The 19,698-nt window shown below is 72.6% G+C and carries 16 protein-coding genes; 15 read left to right on the top strand and 1 reads right to left on the bottom strand.

Going from position 1 to position 19,698, the window contains the following annotated elements:
• Positions 1 to 282: 282 nt before the first annotated feature.
• Positions 283 to 1,158 carry a peptidylprolyl isomerase gene (locus R2737_11715; protein MEZ5116924.1) on the bottom strand — a complete coding sequence of 292 codons (876 nt, stop codon included), beginning with the start codon at positions 1,156 to 1,158 and terminating at the stop codon, positions 283 to 285.
• Between the two features lie 163 nt (positions 1,159 to 1,321).
• On the opposite strand from R2737_11715, the gene R2737_11710 reads away from it, so the two are divergent.
• From R2737_11710 to R2737_11640, 15 genes are all read left to right on the top strand, one after another.
• Positions 1,322 to 2,041, top strand: coding sequence for an MBL fold metallo-hydrolase (locus R2737_11710; protein ID MEZ5116923.1), 720 nt, complete (start codon positions 1,322 to 1,324; stop codon positions 2,039 to 2,041).
• A 13-nt stretch (positions 2,042 to 2,054) separates the two neighbouring features.
• A complete protein-coding gene (gene hisS / locus R2737_11705; GenBank protein ID MEZ5116922.1) occupies positions 2,055 to 3,317 on the top strand; it encodes a histidine--tRNA ligase in 1,263 nt (420 codons plus the stop codon).
• Positions 3,314 to 5,116: an aspartate--tRNA ligase gene (gene aspS, locus R2737_11700; GenBank protein MEZ5116921.1), complete on the top strand. Its 1,803-nt coding sequence runs from the start codon at positions 3,314 to 3,316 to the stop codon at positions 5,114 to 5,116. Before hisS ends, aspS begins: the two co-directional genes overlap by 4 nt.
• 21 nt (positions 5,117 to 5,137) lie before the next feature.
• Positions 5,138 to 6,472: a GNAT family N-acetyltransferase gene (locus tag R2737_11695; GenBank protein ID MEZ5116920.1), complete on the top strand. Its 1,335-nt coding sequence runs from the start codon at positions 5,138 to 5,140 to the stop codon at positions 6,470 to 6,472.
• 145 nt (positions 6,473 to 6,617) lie between these two features.
• Positions 6,618 to 8,015, top strand: a complete 1,398-nt coding sequence (locus R2737_11690) for a replication-associated recombination protein A (protein MEZ5116919.1) — start codon at positions 6,618 to 6,620, stop codon at positions 8,013 to 8,015.
• Positions 8,016 to 8,667: 652 nt separating this feature from the next.
• On the top strand, positions 8,668 to 11,340 hold the full coding sequence (alaS, locus tag R2737_11685) for an alanine--tRNA ligase (protein ID MEZ5116918.1): 2,673 nt from the start codon (positions 8,668 to 8,670) through the stop codon (positions 11,338 to 11,340).
• 17 nt (positions 11,341 to 11,357) lie between these two features.
• Positions 11,358 to 11,849 carry a Holliday junction resolvase RuvX gene (ruvX, locus tag R2737_11680; GenBank protein ID MEZ5116917.1) on the top strand — a complete coding sequence of 164 codons (492 nt, stop codon included), beginning with the start codon at positions 11,358 to 11,360 and terminating at the stop codon, positions 11,847 to 11,849.
• The gene (gene mltG / locus R2737_11675; protein ID MEZ5116916.1) at positions 11,846 to 12,955 is read left to right on the top strand and encodes an endolytic transglycosylase MltG; all 1,110 of its coding nucleotides are present in this window, start codon (positions 11,846 to 11,848) and stop codon (positions 12,953 to 12,955) included. Before ruvX ends, mltG begins: the two co-directional genes overlap by 4 nt.
• Positions 12,952 to 13,785 (top strand): shikimate dehydrogenase, encoded by an 834-nt coding sequence (locus R2737_11670; protein ID MEZ5116915.1) that lies wholly within the window; start codon positions 12,952 to 12,954, stop codon positions 13,783 to 13,785. The genes mltG and R2737_11670 overlap by 4 nt, the downstream gene beginning before the upstream one ends.
• Before the next feature lie 265 nt (positions 13,786 to 14,050).
• Complete coding sequence (locus R2737_11665) at positions 14,051 to 14,542, top strand: roadblock/LC7 domain-containing protein (protein ID MEZ5116914.1); 492 nt, start codon at positions 14,051 to 14,053, stop codon at positions 14,540 to 14,542.
• A gap of 51 nt (positions 14,543 to 14,593) precedes the next feature.
• Positions 14,594 to 15,745: a DUF4388 domain-containing protein gene (locus R2737_11660; GenBank protein MEZ5116913.1), complete on the top strand. Its 1,152-nt coding sequence runs from the start codon at positions 14,594 to 14,596 to the stop codon at positions 15,743 to 15,745.
• A 2-nt stretch (positions 15,746 to 15,747) separates the two neighbouring features.
• Positions 15,748 to 16,317 (top strand): ATP/GTP-binding protein, encoded by a 570-nt coding sequence (locus tag R2737_11655; GenBank protein ID MEZ5116912.1) that lies wholly within the window; start codon positions 15,748 to 15,750, stop codon positions 16,315 to 16,317.
• Positions 16,318 to 16,403: 86 nt separating this feature from the next.
• A complete protein-coding gene (locus R2737_11650; GenBank protein ID MEZ5116911.1) occupies positions 16,404 to 16,757 on the top strand; it encodes a hypothetical protein in 354 nt (117 codons plus the stop codon).
• Positions 16,744 to 18,405 carry an ATPase, T2SS/T4P/T4SS family gene (locus R2737_11645; protein ID MEZ5116910.1) on the top strand — a complete coding sequence of 554 codons (1,662 nt, stop codon included), beginning with the start codon at positions 16,744 to 16,746 and terminating at the stop codon, positions 18,403 to 18,405. Before R2737_11650 ends, R2737_11645 begins: the two co-directional genes overlap by 14 nt.
• A 67-nt stretch (positions 18,406 to 18,472) precedes the next feature.
• A complete protein-coding gene (locus tag R2737_11640; GenBank protein ID MEZ5116909.1) occupies positions 18,473 to 19,696 on the top strand; it encodes a type IV pilus twitching motility protein PilT in 1,224 nt (407 codons plus the stop codon).
• The last annotated feature ends 2 nt before the right edge of the window (positions 19,697 to 19,698 follow it).

The following is a 19,698-nucleotide window of genomic DNA, read 5'->3' as shown; positions in this document are numbered from 1 at the left end:
TCGTCCGCCGGTGGGGTGACCGGTGCCGCGGTGCTCGGGGTCGGCGATCCTTCGGCGTTCTCGGTCATGGCGGACTGCCCTCTCGTCGGGTGGTGCTCCTTGCCCGGGCGCACGCGGACGCCCGACGGCCAGCGTCGTGCGGGTCGATCCTCGCATCCCCGCGTCCGGCCCCGGAGGGGTACCCGCAGGTTGCGACCGCTCCGTGACCCACGCGGCCGCGCCCGGCCGACCGGGGCCGCCCGCGCGCGCACCCGCGACGGGGCGCAGCCGAGCGGACCCCCGTCAGGACTCGGTGATCGTGGCGGTCTCGATCACGACCGGCTGGGCCGGCGGACCGTCCGCCCCGCCGCCCTCCACCCCGGCGGCCGCGACGCCCTGCACGATGTCGAGGCCCTCGGTGATGGTGCCGAAGATCGTGTAGTTCGGCGGCAGCGTGGTGTCCTCGTACACGAGGAAGAACTGGCTGCCCCCCGTACCGGGCCCGGCGTTGGCCATGGCCACGGTGCCCGCCGGATAGTTGTTCGCCCCGTCGGCGGGCAGGTTCTCGTCCGGGATCGCGTAGCCGGGGCCGCCCGTGCCGTCGCCCTTGGGGTCGCCGCACTGCAGCACGAAGATGCCCTCGGTCGTGAGCCGGTGGCAGGCGGTGAGGTCGAAGTACTTGTTGTCGGTGAGGAACACCATCGAGTTCACCGTGTCCGGCGCCTCGGCAGCGTCGAGGGCGATGCGGATCTCGCCGCAGTTCGTCGCCAGGTTCCAGTCGTACGAGGCGGCCTCGTCGATCGTCATCTCCGGCATCGTGCCCCACGTCAGGTCGTCAGGGCGGACCGCGGGCGGCTCGGTGCAGTCCACGGTCGCGGCCGGTGCGGTGGACGCTGCCGCCGACTCCGACGCCGCGCCGGACTCCGCGGGCGCCGCCGACTCGGAAGGCACCGCAGAATCGGACACAGCAGGCGTCGGGCTGGCCACCACGTCCGGCTCGGAGGACCGGCCGGACAGCGCGAACCACACGACGCCGCCGGCGATGACGGCGAGCACCACGACCACGGCGACGATCTGGTTGCGCTTCTTGCGCTTGTCCGCCTCGGCCGCGCGACGGGCCTGCTGACGCTCGTACTTCGCCCGCGCCAGCTCACGCTCGCGCTTCTTGCTGCTGCTCACCCGTGTCCTCCAGGGCCCGGAACCGTCGGGCGAGTGTAGGCGCACCGCCTCGATCTCGTTTCGTACGCCCCCGCCGGTGCCGATACCCTCGTACCCCCCGGCGCACCCCCGCCCCCGCGGTCGCCCGGGCCGTCCGTCCGTCCCCGTCCCGAAGGGCCGCCGCGTGCTCGTCGCAGGATTCCCCGCGGGCCCGTGGGGCACCAACTGCTTCGTGGTCGCGCCGGGCGCGGGCGAGGAGTGCGTGGTCATCGACCCGGGCAAGGACGCGGTCGACGGCATCGACGAGATCGTGCGGGAGCACCGGCTGCGGCCGGTCGCGGTCCTGCTGACGCATGGGCACATCGACCACGTCTGGTCGGTCGTCCCGGTGTGCGACGCCCGCGGCATCCCGGCCTACATCCACCCCGACGACCGCTACCGGCTTGGCGACCCGGTCGGGACCCTGATGGACGACACCCGCGCGATGCTGGACCAGCTCACCGGCGGCCGGTTCGAGTTCAGCGAGCCCGACGACGTACGTGCGGTCGCCGACGGCGAGGTGCTCGACCTGGCCGGGCTCGGCCTGCGGATCGCCCATGCCCCCGGGCACACCGAGGGCTCGGTCACCTTCGGCACCGACGCCACCGACGAGCTGCCGCCGGTCCTGTTCTCCGGCGACCTGCTGTTCGCCGGCTCGATCGGGCGTACGGACCTGCCCGGCGGCGACACCGAGCAGATGATGGCCAGCCTGGCCCGGGTGGTGCTGCCGATGGCCGACGACACCGTCGTGCTCCCCGGCCACGGCCCGCAGACGACCATCGGGCAGGAGCGGCGCGCCAACCCGTACCTGCGTCAGGTCGCCGCGGGCACCCCGCACGCCGACCGTCCCCGGACCGGGCTGTGAGAGACACCCGACGATGACCGCGATGTTCCGCGCGCCCAAGGGCGTGCCCGAGTACTACCCGCCGGAGTCCGCGGCGTTCCTGGCCGTCCGAGACGCGCTGTCAGCGCCCGCGCGCAACGCCGGGTACGGCTACATCGAGCTGCCGGTGTTCGAGGACACCGGGCTCTTCGTACGCGGCGTGGGGGAGTCCACCGACGTGGTCTCCAAGGAGATGTACACGTTCACCGACCGCGGCGACCGGTCGATCTCGCTGCGCCCCGAGGGCACCGCCGGAGTCATGCGCGCCGTGGTCGAGCACGGCCTGGACCGCGGCGCGCTGCCGGTGAAGCTCTGGTACGCCGGCCCGTTCTTCCGCGCCGAGCGGCCGCAGTTCGGCCGCTACCGCCAGCTGCAGCAGGTCGGGGTGGAGGCCATCGGCTCCGACGACCCGGCGCTGGACGCCGAGGTCATCGCGATCGCCGACGAGGGCTACCGGTCGCTGGGCCTGCGCGACTACCGGCTGCTGCTCACCTCGCTGGGCTGCGCGGTATGCCGGCCGCCGTACCGCGAGCTGCTGCAGGCCTTCCTGCGCGGGTTGGACCTCGACGAAGAGACCCGGCAGCGGGCCGAGGCCAACCCACTGCGCGTGCTCGACGACAAGCGCGCGTCGGTGCAGGCGCAGCTGACCGACGCGCCGCTGATGGCCGATCACCTGTGCGCGGACTGCCAGGCCCACTACGACGCGGTGCGCGGTTACCTGCGCGACCTGGATGTCGCGTGGGAGGAGGCAGCGCGGCTGGTGCGCGGGCTGGACTACTACACCCGCACCACGTTCGAGTTCCAGCACGACGGGCTGGGCGCGCAGTCCGGCATCGGCGGCGGCGGTCGCTACGACGGCCTGATGGCCGACATCGGCGGACCGGAGCTGTCCGGCATCGGGTTCGGGCTGGGCACCGACCGCACCTACCTGGCCTGCCGGGCCGAGGGACTCACGCCGGGCGACGCGGCGCGCTGCGACGTGTTCCTGGTGCCGCTGGGTGCCGAGGCCAAGAGCCGGCTGGTCGCGCTGGCCGGCGCGCTGCGGACCGCGGGCGTGCGGGTCGACCTCGCGTACGGCGACCGCGGCATGAAGGGCGCGATGAAGGCCGCCGACCGCAGCGGCGCCGCGCACACCGTCATCCTGGGCGACCGCGACCTGGAGTCCGGCACCGCGCAGGTCAAGGACATGACCACCGGCGAGCAGACCGCCGTCCCCCTGGACGGCCTCGCCGACAGGCTGAAGGAGATCGCACCGTGATCCGCACCCACGACGCCGGCACCCTGCGCGCAGAGCACGCCGGCTCGACCGTGACGCTGGCCGGCTGGGTCGGGCGGCGCCGCGACCACGGGGGCGTCGCCTTCCTGGACCTGCGCGACTCCTCCGGGATCGTCCAGGTCGTCGTCCGCGATCCCGAGGTGGCACACGGGCTGCGCAACGAGTACTGCCTGAAGGTCGTCGGCACCGTCGAGGTGCGCCCGGAGGGCAACGAGAACCCGGACCTGCCCACCGGTGCGGTCGAGGTCGTGGCCGCCGACGTGGACGTGCTCAGCGAGGCCGCGCCGCTGCCGTTCCCGATCGACGACAGCGTCGACATCGGCGACGAGGTGCGGCTGCGGCACCGCTACCTGGACCTGCGCCGGCCGCGGCAGGCCGCCGCGCTGCGGATGCGCTCGCGGGTCAACCAGATCGCCCGCGACGTGCTGCTAGACCGGGACTTCGTGGAGATCGAGACGCCGACGCTGACCCGGTCCACGCCGGAGGGCGCGCGCGACTTTCTGGTGCCGGTGCGGCTGCAGCCGGGGCACTGGTACGCGCTGCCGCAGTCGCCGCAGCTGTTCAAGCAGCTGCTCATGGTCGCGGGGATGGAGCGCTACTTCCAGATCGCCCGCTGCTACCGCGACGAGGACTTCCGCGCCGACCGGCAGCCGGAGTTCACCCAGCTCGACATCGAGATGTCGTTCGTGGAGCAGGACGACGTAATCGAGGTCGGCGAGGCCGTCGTGCGTGCGCTGTGGCAGGGCGTCGCCGGGGTCGAGCTGGACGAGATCCCGCGGATGACGTATGCCGAGGCGATGCGGCGCTACGGCACCGACAAGCCGGACCTGCGTTTCGGGCTGGAGCTGGTCGACCTCACGTCGTACTTCGCGGACACGCCCTTCCGGGTGTTCCAGGCCGAGCACGTCGGGGCGGTCGTCATGCCCGGCGGGGCGGACCAGCCGCGACGGCAGTTCGACGCCTGGCAGGAGTGGGCCAAGCAGCGCGGCGCGAAGGGCCTGGCGTACGTCACGTTCGGCGCCGACGGCTCCCTGGGTGGCCCGGTGGCGAAGAACCTGTCGGAGTCGGAGCGCGAGGGTCTGCTGGCCGCGGTCGGCGCGTCGCCGGGTGACTGCGCCTTCTTCGCGGCGGGTCGTCGCGGGGACGCGCTGGCGCTGCTCGGTGCGACCCGGCTGGAGATCGCTCGGCGGCTCGAGCTGATCGACGAGTCGGCCTGGTCGTTCGTGTGGGTCATCGATGCGCCGATGTTCGAGCAGGTGGAGGACGAGACCGGCGAGCTCGTGTGGACCGCGGTGCACCACCCGTTCACGTCGCCCAACACCGAGTGGGTGGACCGGTTCGAGGAGTCGCCCGGCGAGGCGCTGGCGTGGGCGTACGACATCGTCTGCAACGGCAACGAGATCGGCGGCGGGTCGATCCGTATCCACCGCGGCGACGTGCAGCAGCGAGTCTTCGACATCCTCGGCCTGACCCGCGGCGAGGCCGAGGAGAAGTTCGGCTTCCTGCTGGAGGCGTTCAAGTACGGACCGCCGCCGCACGGCGGCATCGCGTTCGGCTGGGACCGGATCTGCATGCTGCTCGCCGGGGCGCAGTCGCTGCGCGACGTCATCGCGTTCCCGAAGACGGGTGGCGGCGCCGACCCGCTGACCGGCGCGCCGACGCCGATCACGGCCGGGCAGCGGCTGGACGCGGGCATCGACTTCGTGCCCGAGGACGCCGACCACGCGCCGGTGCCGAACCGGCCCGGTGTCGAGGTGCTGCCCGACACCAAGCGGAACTAGTCCGGCTTCTCGGTCGAGTCGATGACGTCCGGCGAGGTGCGGGTCCGGGTCGAGGGACCCGGCGACGCCGACGCCGTGCGCGCGGTCGAGACGGCGGCGTTCGGCCGCCCCGACGAGGCGGACCTGGTCGACGCGCTGCGCGCCGATGCCTGCTGGGTGCCGGGCTGGTCGTTCGTCGCCGAGTCCGTGGAGACCGGCGAGGTGGTCGGGCACCTGCTGTTCACTCGGCTGGTCGTCGGCGGGGGACCGGCGGTGTCGCTGGCGCCACTGGCGGTGGTGCCCTCATGGCAGCGGCGCGGCGTGGGCTCGGCGCTCGTCCGCGCGGGTGTGGCCGCGCTCGCGGATGCCGGCGAGCGGCTCGTCGTGGTGCTGGGGGAGCCCGCGTACTACGGGCGCTTCGGCTTCGGCCCGGCGGCCGCGCTCGGGGTGACTGGGCCCTTCGACGATGCCGGGGACGCGTTCCAAGCGCTGCGGCTGGACGACCGCTCGCCGGGCCCGCCAATGGGGGAGGCGTCGTACCCGGCGCCCTTCCTCGGCCCGGTCTCCGACCCGCCGTCTGCTCCGTACTCCGTCCTGGTCGCGGCGCGTCCTGATGACGTGTGGCTGCGCTACGACGTCGACCCCGGCAAGGTGCAGGACCCGCGGGTGGACGGGTCGGTCGTGGCATGGACGTCGCGGCACCCGATCCGCCGGGTGGCGTGGGTGACGGCGGTCGGCGAGGACGCCGATGCCGTGACGCGCATGGTGGCCGACGAGATCGCCGCGGCCGACGGTTCGGGGATGCCGGTGTCCGGGGTGACCGTGCCGCAGGGCCTGCACGCCCGGCTCCCGGACGCGGTGCGGCCGCCGACGCCGGACGACTGGACCTGGTGGTACTCGTACTCCGCACCCGCAGTCCGGCCCCGGGAGTCCGCCGTGGTGGACCTCGATCCGGCGGACCCGCGGATCCTGGACCTGCTGGAGCACTCGTCGAGCGCGTACGTCTTCCCTGGCGACGAGAAGATCAAGCGCTGGGTCGGGGTGTTCGACGGTGAGCTGCTGGTGGCCTGCGCCGCGCATGTGGAGCACATCCCCGGGGTGCCCCACCTGGCGTCGGTGTGCACGCGGCCGTCCCACCGGGGCCGCGGACTCGCGGGCGACGTGTGCTCGGTCCTGACCCGCGACGCGCTCGCCGCGGGGGCGCCGGTGGTCACGCTGGGGATGTACGCGTCCAACGACGTGGCCCGCAAGGTCTACGACCGGCTCGGCTTCACCCTGGACAAGGCCTTCACCTCCGGCTGGCTGCCGGGCCGGAAGCCGCCGGAGGACGCGGACCCGAACGACGTCCTCGCCGCCGACGCCGGAGGCACCTGGTGATCGCCGCCAAGCCCTGCCCCGACGGCGGCACCCACGCGCCCGCTCACCCCAAGATTCTCGCGAAACACCAGAAAGGGCCCGGTTTCGCGGGACTGAGCGGGCCCCTTCTGGTGTCTCGCGGCGATCTTGGCCCGGGGGCGGCGGCGTGAGCGGATCCGATGTGCCGTCGCTGTTCGACGACGGGACCTCCGCATCGCGGCCGGGGGCTCCCCTCGCCGTCCGGATGCGCCCGCGGTCCCTGGACGAGCTCGTCGGCCAGCAGCACCTGCTCGGCCCCGGCTCGCCCCTGCGCCGCCTGGTCGAGCCCGGCACCGCCACCACCGCCGGCCCGGTATCCGTGGTCCTGTGGGGACCGCCCGGCACCGGCAAGACGACCCTGGCCAGCATGGTGTCCACGGCCACCGGACGCCGATTCGTCGAGCTGTCCGCGGTCACCGCGGGCGTCAAGGACGTTCGCGCGGTCGTTGACCAGGCTCGCGCGGACCTCGGCATGCACGGCCGGGGGACCGTGCTCTTCGTCGACGAGGTGCACCGGTTCTCCAAGACCCAGCAGGACGCGCTGCTGCCCGCGGTCGAGAACGGCTGGGTGACACTCGTCGCGGCGACCACCGAGAACCCGTCCTTCTCTGTCGTCGCCCCGCTGCTCTCCCGCAGCCTGGTACTCACGCTGGAGCCGCTCACCGACGACGACGTGCGCGACCTGCTGGCCCGTGCGGTCGCCGACCCTCGCGGCCTCGCCGGTGCCGTCACCCTCTCCGACGACTCCCTCGAGCACCTCGTACGCATCTCCGGCGGCGACGCCCGCCGTGCCCTGACCGCGCTGGAAGCGGCTGCCGGCGCCACCATCGACGCCGGTGCCGACGTGGTGGACCTAGCGACCGTCGAGCAGGCAGTCCAGCGAGCGGCGGTGCGCTACGACCGCGACGGGGACCAGCACTACGACGTCATCTCGGCGTTCATCAAGTCCGTGCGCGGGTCCGACGTCGACGCTGCGCTGCACTATCTGGCCCGGATGATGGAGGCGGGGGAGGACCCGCGGTTCATCGCGCGCCGCCTGGTGATCCTGGCCAGCGAGGACATCGGCATGGCCGACCCGTCCGCACTGCAGACCGCGGTCGCCGCGATGCACGCGGTCTCTTTCATCGGGATGCCGGAGGCCCGGATCACCCTCGGCCAGGCCACCGTCCACCTGACCCTGGCGCCCAAGTCCAACGCCGTCGTCGTCGCGGTCGACGCGGCCGTGGCCGACGTACGGCGGGGCCTGGTCGGAGGGGTGCCGCCGCACCTGCGCGACGCCCACTACCCGGGCGCGCAGCGGCTCGGGCACGGCCAGGGCTACCGATACCCGCACGACTTCCCGGGCGGTGTCGTGGCACAGTCGTACGCACCCGAACCGGTGCGAGGTCGGGACTACTACCGGCCCACCGGACACGGGGCCGAGGCCCGCTGGGGCGAGATCCACGGACGGCTGCGGGAGGCGTTAGGGTCGTCGGACCCCGCGGACTCGACCGATCCGTCGGGCACGTCGCAGGAAGGGGACTGACGGTGCGACGGCTGCTGTGGACCGCCGTCGGCGCGGCCGGCGGCATCTACGCCTACCGCCGGGGCCAGCAAGCCCTGGCCGACGCCCGCGTACGCGGCCTCGCGGGCAACATGCAGGTCGCTGCTGGAACCGCCGCGACCCTGCTCGCCCAGAGCCGGACCGTCGCCGCCCTCGTCGCCGGCAGCTCCGGTCAGTCGGGCCCTCGTCCCAACGCCGCCGGGGCCACCACCCCGACGGCCGCACTGATCGAGTCCGGCCTGCGTGCGGTCACCACCCTGGCCAGCGCCCGAGGGCGCGTCGAGGCGAGGGACTCTGGGGACGTCACACCTGCCACGCCCGCCACACCGCCCGGATCGTCTTCCCGGTTCGCACCGCGACACGCCGCCCAACCTGGGCACACGATCCGCAAAGCGGATCGTGTGCCCAGTGATGGGGCGCCCGGTGATGGGGCCGCAGGGGGGACCGGGGCGCGGCGGGTGCCTCCGCCGGGGACCGCGGCCGCCCGCGTCCTCGCGGACGCTGCTCGGCGCGGTGCCACCGCCGATGAGGCCCGCCGCGGTACAGCCGCTGATGAGGCCAGCCGCGGCGCGCAGCGCACCACCGAACCCCCTGCCTCCTCCACCTCGATCGGATCCCGGAGGGATCGCACCTGATGGACTCCGCCGAGATCCGCTCCCGGTTCCTGCAGTTCTTCTCCGAGCGCGGCCACACCGTCGTGCCGTCCGCGTCCCTGCTGCTGGACGACCCGACCCTGCTGTTCGTCAACGCCGGCATGGTGCCGTTCAAGCCGTACTTCCTCGGCGAGGCCCCGCCCCCGTACCCGCGCGCCACCAGCGTCCAGAAGTGCGTGCGCACCCTCGACATCGACGAGGTCGGCAAGACCACCCGGCACGCGTCCTTCTTCCAGATGGCCGGCAACTTCTCCTTCGGCGACTACTTCAAGGAGAAGGCCATCCCGTTCGCCTGGGAGCTGCTCACTCGGCCGGTCGGCGAGGGCGGCTACGGCTTCCCGGAGGAGAAGCTCTGGGCCACCGTCTACCTCGACGACGACGAGGCCGCCGACATCTGGCACAAGGACGTCGGCGTGCCCAAGGACCGGATCCAGCGCCGCGGGAAGGCCGACAACTTCTGGTCCATGGGCGTCCCCGGTCCCGCCGGCCCGTGCAGCGAGATCTACTACGACCGCGGCCCGGAGTACGGCCGCGAGGGCGGCCCCATCGTCGACGAGGACCGCTACCTCGAGGTCTGGAACCTCGTGTTCATGCAGTTCCAGCGCGGCGCCGGCGAGGGCAAGGAGGACTACCCCCTCCTTGGCGACCTGCCCGCCAAGAGCATCGACACCGGCATGGGCCTCGAGCGCATGGCCACGGTGCTGCAGGGCGTCGACAACCTGTACGAGATCGACACCACCCGCGTCATCCTCGACCGGGCCAGCGAGCTCACCGGCCACCGCTACCACGCCGACCACCGCTCCGACATCGCGCTGCGCGTGGTCGCCGACCACACCCGCACCTGCGTGTTCCTCATCGGCGACGGCGTCATCCCCGGAAACGAGGGCCGCGGCTACGTGCTGCGCCGGCTGATGCGCCGCGTCATCCGCAACATGCGGCTGCTCGGCGCGCACGAGCCGGTCATGGCCGAGCTGGTCCGCTCCACCATCCTGGCGATGGGCCCGCAGTACCCCGCCCTCGTCGACTCCGCCGGCCGGATCGAGCAGATCTCGGTGAACGAGGAGGCCGCCTTCCTGGCCACCCTGCGTACGGGCACCCAGATCTTCGAGACCGCCGTGACCGACGTACGTCGCGGCGGCGGGACCACGCTGCCCGGCGAGCAGGCGTTCCAGCTGCACGACACGTACGGCTTCCCGATCGACCTCACGCTGGAGATGGCCGCGGAGCAGGGCCTGCAGGTCGACGAGGACGGCTTCCGCCGGCTGATGAAGGAGCAGCGGGAGCGGGCCAAGGCGGACGCCCGCGCCCGCAAGGCCGGGCTCACCGCGGTGACCGCGTACAAGGAGGTCCTCGACGCCGCCGGCACCACGTCGTTCACCGGCTACGACGAGGCCGTCAGCGAGGCGGTCGTCACGGGCGTGCTCAAGGACGGCGTCGTCGTCGGCTCCGCGCACGAGGGCGAGGACGTCGAGATCGTCCTGGACCGCACCCCGTTCTACGCCGAGGCCGGCGGCCAGCTCGGCGACCACGGCCGCATCCGGCTGCACGACGGTGCCGTGCTCGAGGTCTACGACGTGCAGACCCCGGTGCCGGGGCTGTTCGTCCACCGCGGCACCGTCGTCAACGGCGAGGTCCGCCCCGGCACGCACGCCGAGGCGCGCGTCGACGTCGACCGGCGCCGCGCCATCAGCCGCGCCCACACCGCGACCCACATGATCCACAAGGCCTTCCGCGAGGCCCTCGGCGACACCGCGACCCAGATGGGCTCGGAGAACGCGCCCGGCCGGCTCCGCTTCGACTTCCCCAGCGCCGGGCCGGTGCCGCACTCGGTGATGCGCGACGTCGAGGCCCGCGTCAACGACCTGCTCATCGCCGACCTCGGCGTCTCCGCCGCGACCATGACGCAGGACCAGGCGCGCGAGCTCGGTGCGATGGCGCTGTTCGGTGAGAAGTACGGCGACCGCGTCCGCGTCGTCTCCGTCGGCGACTGGGCCCACGAGCTGTGCGGCGGCACGCACGCGCAGCGCTCCGGCCAGCTCGGCGTCGTGACGTTCCTGTCCGAGGGCTCCATCGGCGCCGGCGTACGACGGGTCGAGGCCCTGGTCGGGTCCGACGCCTACCGCTTCCTCGCCCGCGAGCACCTGCTGGTGCACCGGCTCACCGAGCTGGTCAAGGCGCGCCCGGAGGAGCTCCCGGAGCGGATCGAGACCCTCATCGGCAGGCTCAAGGAGGCCGAGACCGAGCTGCGCAAGGCTCAGCAGGCCACGCTGCGCGCCAGCTTCGACGGGATGATCGGAGACGGTGTCGACCTCGGCCGGGTCCGGCTGTGGACGTTCCAGGCCCCCGAGGGGACCGCCGCCAACGACCTGCGCGACCTCGTGGTCCGCGGGCGCGACATCGCTCGCAAGGACCTGTCCGTCGGGGTGCTCGGTGCGGCGGTCAACGACGGCCGGGTGTCGATGGTGGCGGCCGTCAACGGCCGGGGCGTCGAGATCGGCCTGTCCGCCAAGGACCTGCTGCAGTCGGCCCTGCCGACCGTCGACGGCCGCGGCGGCGGCAAGGCCGACGTCGCCCAGGGCGGCGGCACCCGCGCCGACGCGATCGACGCCGCGTTCGACGCCGCTCGCCAGTGGGTCCTGGCCAACTTCGCCTGACCGTCGGGGCGACAGACGTGCGCACCGGCGTCCGCATCGGCGTCGACGTCGGCTCGGTCCGCGTCGGCGTGGCCCGCAGCGATCCGCAGGGAACGCTCGCGGTGCCGGTGGAGACCCTGCGCCGTGGCGCCGGGGACGTCGACGCCCTGCAGTCGCTGGTCGCCGAGTACGAGGCGCTCGAGGTCCTGGTCGGCCTGCCGGTCGGGCTGAGCGGGCAGGAGGGACCGGCCGCGGCGGCGGCGCGGGCGTACGCGCTCACGCTGGCGGGCCGGCTCGACGTACCCGTCCGGCTCGTCGACGAGCGGCTGTCCACGGTCGAGGCCACCCGGGGCCTGCGCGAGGCGGGCCGGGACTCCCGGCGCGGCCGAGGGGTTGTGGACCAGGCCGCGGCTGTCATCATCGTGCAGCAGGCGCTGGACACCGAGCGGGCCACGGGGGAGCCGCCCGGGACCGTGGTCGACCCCGATGCCGGCCCCGACACCGACCCCGACCCCGACGAGGAGACATGAGCCAGGTCACCCAGTTCCTCCGGGACGAGCAGGACCTGCCGCCCTCGCGCAACAAGAACAGCTGGATGCGGCGGATCTTCCTGTTCGTGTTCGTCCTCGGGGTCGTGGTCGGCGGTGTCTGGCTGTTCGCCACCGTGCGGGCGCTGACCTTCACCGACGACTACGTCGGCGAGGGCACCGGGACGGTGACCGTCACCATCGAGGACGGCGCGACGCTGCGCCAGATGGGGGAGACCCTGCAGGCTGCCGGCGTGGTGCAGACCGCCGACGCTTTCGTCCGTGCGGCTGAGGCCAACGAGGACGCCGTCAGCATCGGGCCCGGTACGTACGACATGCGCCAGCAGATGAGCGCCGACGCTGCGGTGGCCTGGATGCTCGACCCGCGCTCGCGCGCCGGCGACCGGCTGGTGCTGCCCGAGGGTCTGCGGATGAGTGAGACCGTGGCCATCTCGTCGAAGACGTCCGGCATCCCCGAGGCGGACTTCGAGGACGCCCTGCGCAAGCCCGGCGACCTGGACCTGCCGGACTGGGCGGACGGCAAGCCGGAGGGCTTCCTGTTCCCGGCCACCTACGACATCTCCCCGGAGATGGACGCCACCGACATCCTCAAGCTGACCGTGGACCGCTTCGACGTCGCGATGGCCGACACCGACTTCGAGGCCCGGGCGAAGAAGATCGGCTACACGCCGTACGAGGTGCTCATCGTCGCCAGCCTGGTCGAGGCCGAGGGGATCCCGTCGGACTTCCCCAGCGTCGCGCGCGTGATCTACAACCGGCTCGAGGAGGGCATGCCGCTGCAGCTGGACTCGACGGTGAACTACGCGCTGGGCACCCGCGAGATCCAGCTGTCCGCCGAGCAGCTCGCCGTGGACTCGCCGTACAACACCTACGCCAACGAGGGCCTGCCGCCGGGGCCGATCAACTCCCCGGGCGAGGCCGCGATGGAGGCGGCGCTGTCGCCGGCGCGCGGCGACTGGCTGTACTTCGTCACGGTCAACCCCGACACCGGGGAGACGAAGTTCACCGCGTCGTACGACGAGTTCCTGAAGTTCAAGCAGGAGTTGCGCGACTACCTGCGCACCCGGCCGTCGCCGAGCGGCTCGTGACGGCTGGTTCCCGCCGGGCGGCGGTGCTGGGGTCGCCGATCGCGCACAGCCTGTCCCCGGCGCTGCACCGGGCGGCGTACGCGGCGCTGGGGCTGGACTGGACGTACGACGCGGTCGAGGTACGGGAGTCGTCGCTGGCGGAGTTCGTATTGTCCTGCGGGCCGGAGTGGGCCGGGCTGTCGCTGACGATGCCGCTCAAGACAGCGGTGCTGCCGCTACTGGACGTCGTGTCCGACGTGGCCGCGGAGGTGGGCGCCGCGAACACCGTCGTGTTCGGCGCCGACGGGGGGCGCTACGGCTACAACACCGACGTCCCGGGAATGGTCTCGGCGATCCGGGAGGCCGGGGTGCTGGAGCCGGTCGGTCCTGCGGTACTGCTCGGCGGTGGCGCGACGGCGCGCTCAGCGCTGTCGGCGCTCGCGCGGCTGGGTGCGCCGTCGGTAACGGCCTTCCTGCGGCGGCCGTCGGCGGGGGAGGACCTCGTCGCCGTGGCCGATCGACTGGAGGTCGGTCTGGCGGTCCGCCCGTGGCCGGAGGCGGAGGAGGCGCTCGCCGCCGCCTCGGCCCGCGGGGCCCTGGTGGTGTCGACGGTCCCGGGCGGCGCCGCCGACGACCTGGTGTCCGGCGACGGACTGCCGGCCGGGGACGGGGTGCTACTGGACGTCGCGTACAGCCCCTGGCCCACCGGGCTGGCCGCGGCCTGGGCGGCCGCAAAGGGCCGGGTCGCCAGCGGGTACGACCTGCTGCTGTGGCAGGCGGTCGACCAGGTCCGGCTGATGACCGGCCAGGAACCTCCGGTGGCCGCCATGCGCGCCGCCCTCCCGGCCTGATCTCGCCGCCCGCTCCACTCGGCTCGGTGACGGGGCCGGGCGTTTGTGAGCCGAACGGTTGCTACCCGGGCTCCCGAGGGCCGGGATACGACCACTCGGCTCACTTCTGCGGGCAGCGGCGCCCGGGCGCCGCGTACGGGGTGGGCCAATCGGACAGCGGCGCGCCGGGCAGAAGTTCACCCACATGGCTCAAGACCCCGGGCCGGTCGGCCGATGCTGACCCCAGGAGTACCCAGGCTCCCGGGCACGACCGGAGGTGGCAGTCATGACCGACCCCCTGAGTGGCATGCACGGGCGTGCCACGAGGCTTCAGCGGGTCCTGTCCGACCTGCTCTCCCAGGCGCCCGAGCTCGAGGCGGCCGCGGTCGTGTCGTTCGACGGCCTGCCGATGGCCTCCGCCCTCCCGCCGAGCATGAACGAGGACCGGGTCGCGGCCATGTCGGCCGCCCTGCTCAGCCTCGGCGAGCGGGCCGCCGAGGGCCTCGGCCGGGGTGACCTCGCCCAGGTCTGGATCGAGGGGGATGAGGGCACCGTGTTCCTCGTGTCCGCCGACGACGAGGCCGTCGTGGTGGCCGTGGCCGCCCGCGGCGCCAAGGCCGGCCTCATGCTCTTCGAGATCAAGCACGCCGCCTCCCGGGTCGCCGACGTCCTGCGCGTCGAGCCCGAGCCGGTGATGGCCCCGCCGCTGTACGAGCAACTCCTGGACGCCGCCGCCACCCGGGCGCCCGACGACCTGTCCGGACTTCCGCAGGACTAGCCACACCGACCACGAGCACACTGGACCCAGGCAGACCAGGACGGACGAACCGTGAACCTCGAGGGCTCGCTCTCCGCGTTCGGGCTTCCCGATGTCTTCTCGCTGCTGCAGATGACGTCGAAGTCCGGTGCGCTGCGCGTGCGCAAGCCCACGGCCGCCCGCCCCGACCGCTGCGGCGTGGTCCGGTTCGCCGACGGCTCGGTCACCTCCGCCACCCCCGACGAGCACCGCCAGTCCCTGGTCCGCCGGCTCGTCGGAGCCGGACTGGTGGACGACGACACCCTGCGCGACGCGGTCGAGCGGGCCCAGGGCGACGAGGTCGGACTGACCCGCGCGCTGCTGGACTCCGGCCGGGTCGACGAGGAGCAGGTCCGCGAGGCCGCCCGCGCCCAGGTCGTGGACGGGGTCTTCGAGCTGCTGCAGTGGGACGAGGGCGACTTCGAGTTCGTCCTCGACGAGCGCGACCCCGACGACGTCGGGATCCAGTTGCGGGTCGAGGAGATCGTCCAGCAGGCCCGCGAGCGCGAGGAGGCCTGGGCCGAGGTACTCGAGGTCGTTCCGTCCAGCAGCGCCGTCCTCAGCATCCCCGTCCGCCCCGACGGCGAGCCACTGCTCAGCCACGACGAGTGGGCCGTGCTGGCCATGGTCGACGGCCGGCGTCCGGTGTACGAGATCGTCGAGCTCAGCGGAATGGGCCAGTTCGCGGTGATGTCCGTCGCGGCCGACCTGGTCCGTCGCGGCCTGCTGGCCGTGCGCGACGAGGACACCCCCGACCCGCTCGGCGTGGTCCAGCGCAGGCTGGCCCTGCTGGCGCCGTGTGAGGGCGGGGCGCCGGCACCGTCCGCCTCCGCCTCCGCCGCGCAGCAGCCGGTCCAAATCCGTCCCGACCTGGCCGGGTCGCTGGGGCAATCGGTCATCGGCATCGGACAGCCCGCCGGCCACGCCGAGCCGTCCGGCGACTACCCCCGCGTCCCCGACAGCCCGGCCGCGCTGGTCGACGGGCCGTCGTACGGCGGCCGCGCCTCGACCGCGGCCCAGGGCGACGGCCGCGACGCCGACCTGCGGCAGTCCTCCGTCGCCACCTTGACCCAGCCGGTCGCCGCCACCGCCGCGGCCCCGAAGGCCCAGCACATCATCGAGCGGGACCCGAGCGTGAACCGCAGCATGCTGCTGCGGCTCATCGCCGGCGTCCGGGGTCTGTAGCCATGGCCGCCCGACGCCGCCACGGGGGACACGCCGTCAAGATCGTGGTGACCGGCCCCTTCGCCGCCGGCAAGACGACCCTGATCCGCACCATCTCCGAGATCACCGTGCTGTCCACCGACCGGTCCATCAGCGACGACGACAAGGACCGCAAGCCGCAGACCACGGTCGCGATGGACTTCGGCCGGATCTCGATCGACCCGGACCTGGTGCTCTACCTGTTCGGCACGCCCGGGCAGGAGCGCTTCGACTTCATGTGGGAGATCCTCGGCGAGGGGATGCTCGGCTATGTCCTGCTGATCGACGTCGAGGACCCCGACACGTTGGTCGACGCGGCCCGGATCCTGGACACCTTCCGCGGCTTCGCGCGGGTACCTTTCGTCGTGGCGCTCAACCGCGCCTTCCGGCACGACCAAGCGCTCGACCACAGGGTCCGCAACGCGCTGTCCCTGGGACCGGAGATCCCGGTTGTGCCGTGCGATGCGACCGCGAAGGACTCGGTCAAGGAGGTCCTGCTGGCACTGCTCTACGCCGCGCTGGAGGAGCTCGAGGCCGAGGCGGCTCACGCCTAGGGAGGGGAGACGTGGCCCGACGCCGGACCCGTGGCCGTCACGCCGCCCCCCGGGGGTGGCGTGCCGGGCGCTCTACGCGCGCACCCGTGACCCAGACGGTCGCGACCCCTCTCGCCGCCCGTGCCGCCGAGGCGGTCCGCCCCGTGCCTCCGCCGCAGCCGGTCGCCGGGCTGGGCTTCGCCGACGGCAGCGAGGTGCTGCTCGGAGCCGACGACCCGAGGGTGGACCGGATGCGCGAGGTCGCCGGCCGGCTGGCGCTCGGCGCGATGGCCACCGCCGTGCTGGACCGGCCGGTCACGGCGACAGCCGCTGCGTCGTACGGCGGCGCCGCCGTGGCGGAGACCGCCGAGCGAGCTCCCGTACCCGTCCCCGCGCCGCGCGGCTGGTGGCGCCGGCTGTGGGACCGGCTGACCGGGCGGAGCAGCGATGCAACTCGGTGACGTCCTCCTCCAGCAGGGCCTGGTCAGCCGGGAGCAACTCGACGACGCCCTCGCCGAGCAGCAGTCGATGGGGCGCAGCCTCGGCAAGGTCCTGGTCGAGCGCGGCATCCTGACCGAGTCCCAGCTCGTCTCGGCGCTCGCCGCCCAGATCGGGATGCGCTTCGTCGACCTGACCGAGGCGACCATCGACGGTGCCGCGCTGACGAAGATCCCCGGCTCGGTGGCCCGGCGGCACACCGCGATCCCGATCGGGTTCGAGGAGGGCAAGCTCCTCGTCGCGATGGCCGACCCGGCCAATGTGTTCGCGATCGACGACCTGCGCGCGATGTCCGGGATGGACGTACGCGCCGTGGTCTCGACCCGCAGCGACATCCTCGCCGCGATCGACCGCAACTATCGGGTCGACTCCGAGATGGGTGACCTCACCAAGGTGATGGACATCCAGGAGGAGGAAGAGGACCTCACCCACCTCAAGGAGGTGGTCGAGGACGCGCCGATCGTCAAGTTCGTCAACCTGCTCATCACCCAGGCCATCCAGGACCTCGCCTCCGACATTCACCTCGAGCCAACCGAGACCGACCTGCGGGTGCGCTACCGCATCGACGGTGTGCTGCACGAGGTCATGCGCTCGCCCAAGGCGATCCAGGGCGGCGTGATCTCCCGGCTCAAGATCATGGCTGACATCGACATCGCGGAGCGGCGCATCCCGCAGGACGGGCGGCTGTCGGTGAGCGCGCATGGCAAGAAGGTGGACCTGCGGGTGGCGACACTCCCGACGGTGTGGGGTGAGAAGGTCGTCATGCGAATCCTGGACACCTCGACCGCCCGGCTGGACCTGGCGGACCTCGGCTTCAGCGACTCCAACTACGACCGCTTCTCGCAGTCCTTCACCAAGCCGTACGGGATGATCCTGGTGACCGGCCCGACGGGGTCCGGCAAGTCGACGACGCTGTACGCGACGCTGAACATCCTCAACCGGCCCGAGGTCAACATCATCACGGTCGAGGACCCGGTGGAGTACCGGCTGGCCGGCATCAACCAGGTGCAGACCAACGTGAAGGCGGGCCTGACGTTCGCCGCGGCCCTGCGCTCGATCCTGCGGTCGGATCCCGACATCGTGCTGATCGGTGAGATCCGGGATTTCGAGACCGCGCAGATCGCGGTCGAGGCCGCGCTCACCGGCCACCTGGTTCTGGCGACTCTGCACACCAACGACGCGCCGTCTGCGATCACCCGGCTGATCGAGATGGGGATCGAGCCGTTCCTGGTCGGGTCCGCGGTGGACTGCGTACTGGCCCAACGGCTGGCCCGCCGCTTGTGCTCGCGCTGCAAGGAGGCGTACACGCCGACGCCGCAGGCGCTGGTCGAGGCCCGTTTCCCGTGGCGGGAGGGTGAGCCGCTCCCGACCCTGCACCGGGCGGTGGGATGCTCGCACTGCGCCCGGACCGGCTACCGGGGGCGTACCGCCCTGCACGAGGTGATGCCGGTCAGCGAGCAGATCGAGCGCCTCGCGGTCGAGCGGGCGTCGACGAACCAGGTGACGCAGGCCGCGATCCAGGACGGGATGGTGTCGCTGCGCCTCGACGGCATGGACAAGGTGCTACGCGGAGTAACCTCCTTGGAGGAGATCCTGCGGGTGGTCGTATGACGCTCAAGGACCGCCCAGCGATGACGATCCCAGGGGGAGGGGCCACCCGGCCCGCCAAGGAGGGGACATGAGCGACAGGTCGCCGGCACCGGTGGGGTCGGGCTCGTCGGTGTCGGACATGAGGGCGAGCGCCTTCGCCACGCCGGCGCCCCTCACGCTGAGCCCTGAGCAGGCTCGCGCCGATGCGTACGTCCGGCCGACGACCGAGGACCAGGTCCGCCAGGGCGACATCTCGCTGGCCCAGGTCCTCGAGCGGATGATCGACGCCGGGGCGTCCGACCTGCACCTCACCGCCGGCGCCCACCCGACGGTGCGCGTCAACGGTCAGCTGATCGCGTTGGACGAGTTCCCCAAGCTGACGCCGCCGATGATCCAGCGGGTCCTCTACGCCGCGATCACGCAGACGCAGCGGGAGCGGTTCGAGGACGAACTGGAGCTCGACTTCGCCTACGCGCTGCCCGGGCGAGCCCGGTTCCGGGTGAACATCTACCAGCAGCGCGACGCCCTCGGCGCCGCGTTCCGGATCATCCCGTTCGACATCCAGACGCTGCGCGAACTGGGGATGCCACCCGTCATCGCCGGGTTCGCGCAACTGCCGAGGGGTTTCGTCCTCGTCACCGGGCCCACGGGATCCGGCAAGTCGACGACGCTGGCCTCGCTCGTCGACCTGGCCAACTCGTCCCGGCGAGAGCACATCATGACGGTCGAGGACCCGATCGAGTTCCTGCACCGGCACAAGAACTGCCTGGTGAACCAGCGCGAGGTGGGGGAGGACACCCACTCGTTCGCGCAGGCGCTCAAGCACGTCCTGCGGCAGGACCCTGACATCATCCTGGTGGGCGAGATGCGCGACCTGGAGACGATCCAGGTCGCACTGACCGCCGCCGAGACCGGTCACCTGGTCTTCGCGACCCTGCACACCCAGGACGCGGCGCAATCGATCGACCGCGTCATCGACGTGTTCCCGCCGCACCAGCAGCAGCAGGTGCGCATGCAGCTCGCGGCCTCACTCCAAGGGATCGTGTGCCAGACCCTGTGCCGGACCGCGGACGGGCGGGGCCGGGTCGCGGGGGTCGAGGTGCTGGTGGCGACCCCGGCCATCCGCAACCTCATCCGCGAGGGCAAGACCCACCAGATCTACTCCGCGATGCAGGCGGGTGCCCAGTTCGGCATGCAGACCATGGACCAGTCCTTGGCTGAACTCGTCCGGGACCGCAAGATCACGTACGAGACCGGCCTGGAACGCTGCCACCACGTCGAGGACTTCAACCGGCTCGCCGGCCGGCACTAGGA

The sequence above is a fragment of the Candidatus Nanopelagicales bacterium genome, from assembly GCA_041393815.1.
Classification (GTDB): Bacteria; Actinomycetota; Actinomycetes; order S36-B12; family JAWKJK01; genus JAWKJK01.
Note: the sequence above shows the minus strand (reverse complement) of the source record. Positions and strands in the feature narration are given on the sequence as shown.

Coding starts and splice junctions, on each gene's coding strand:
- R2737_11655 (MEZ5116912.1), top strand. CDS start 15,748: ATGGCCGCCCGACGCCGCCACGGGGGACACGCCGTCAAGATCGTGGTG.
- R2737_11665 (MEZ5116914.1), top strand. CDS start 14,051: ATGACCGACCCCCTGAGTGGCATGCACGGGCGTGCCACGAGGCTTCAG.
- R2737_11640 (MEZ5116909.1), top strand. CDS start 18,473: ATGAGCGACAGGTCGCCGGCACCGGTGGGGTCGGGCTCGTCGGTGTCG.
- hisS (MEZ5116922.1), top strand. CDS start 2,055: ATGACCGCGATGTTCCGCGCGCCCAAGGGCGTGCCCGAGTACTACCCG.
- alaS (MEZ5116918.1), top strand. CDS start 8,668: ATGGACTCCGCCGAGATCCGCTCCCGGTTCCTGCAGTTCTTCTCCGAG.
- R2737_11645 (MEZ5116910.1), top strand. CDS start 16,744: ATGCAACTCGGTGACGTCCTCCTCCAGCAGGGCCTGGTCAGCCGGGAG.
- R2737_11695 (MEZ5116920.1), top strand. CDS start 5,138: ATGACGTCCGGCGAGGTGCGGGTCCGGGTCGAGGGACCCGGCGACGCC.
- mltG (MEZ5116916.1), top strand. CDS start 11,846: ATGAGCCAGGTCACCCAGTTCCTCCGGGACGAGCAGGACCTGCCGCCC.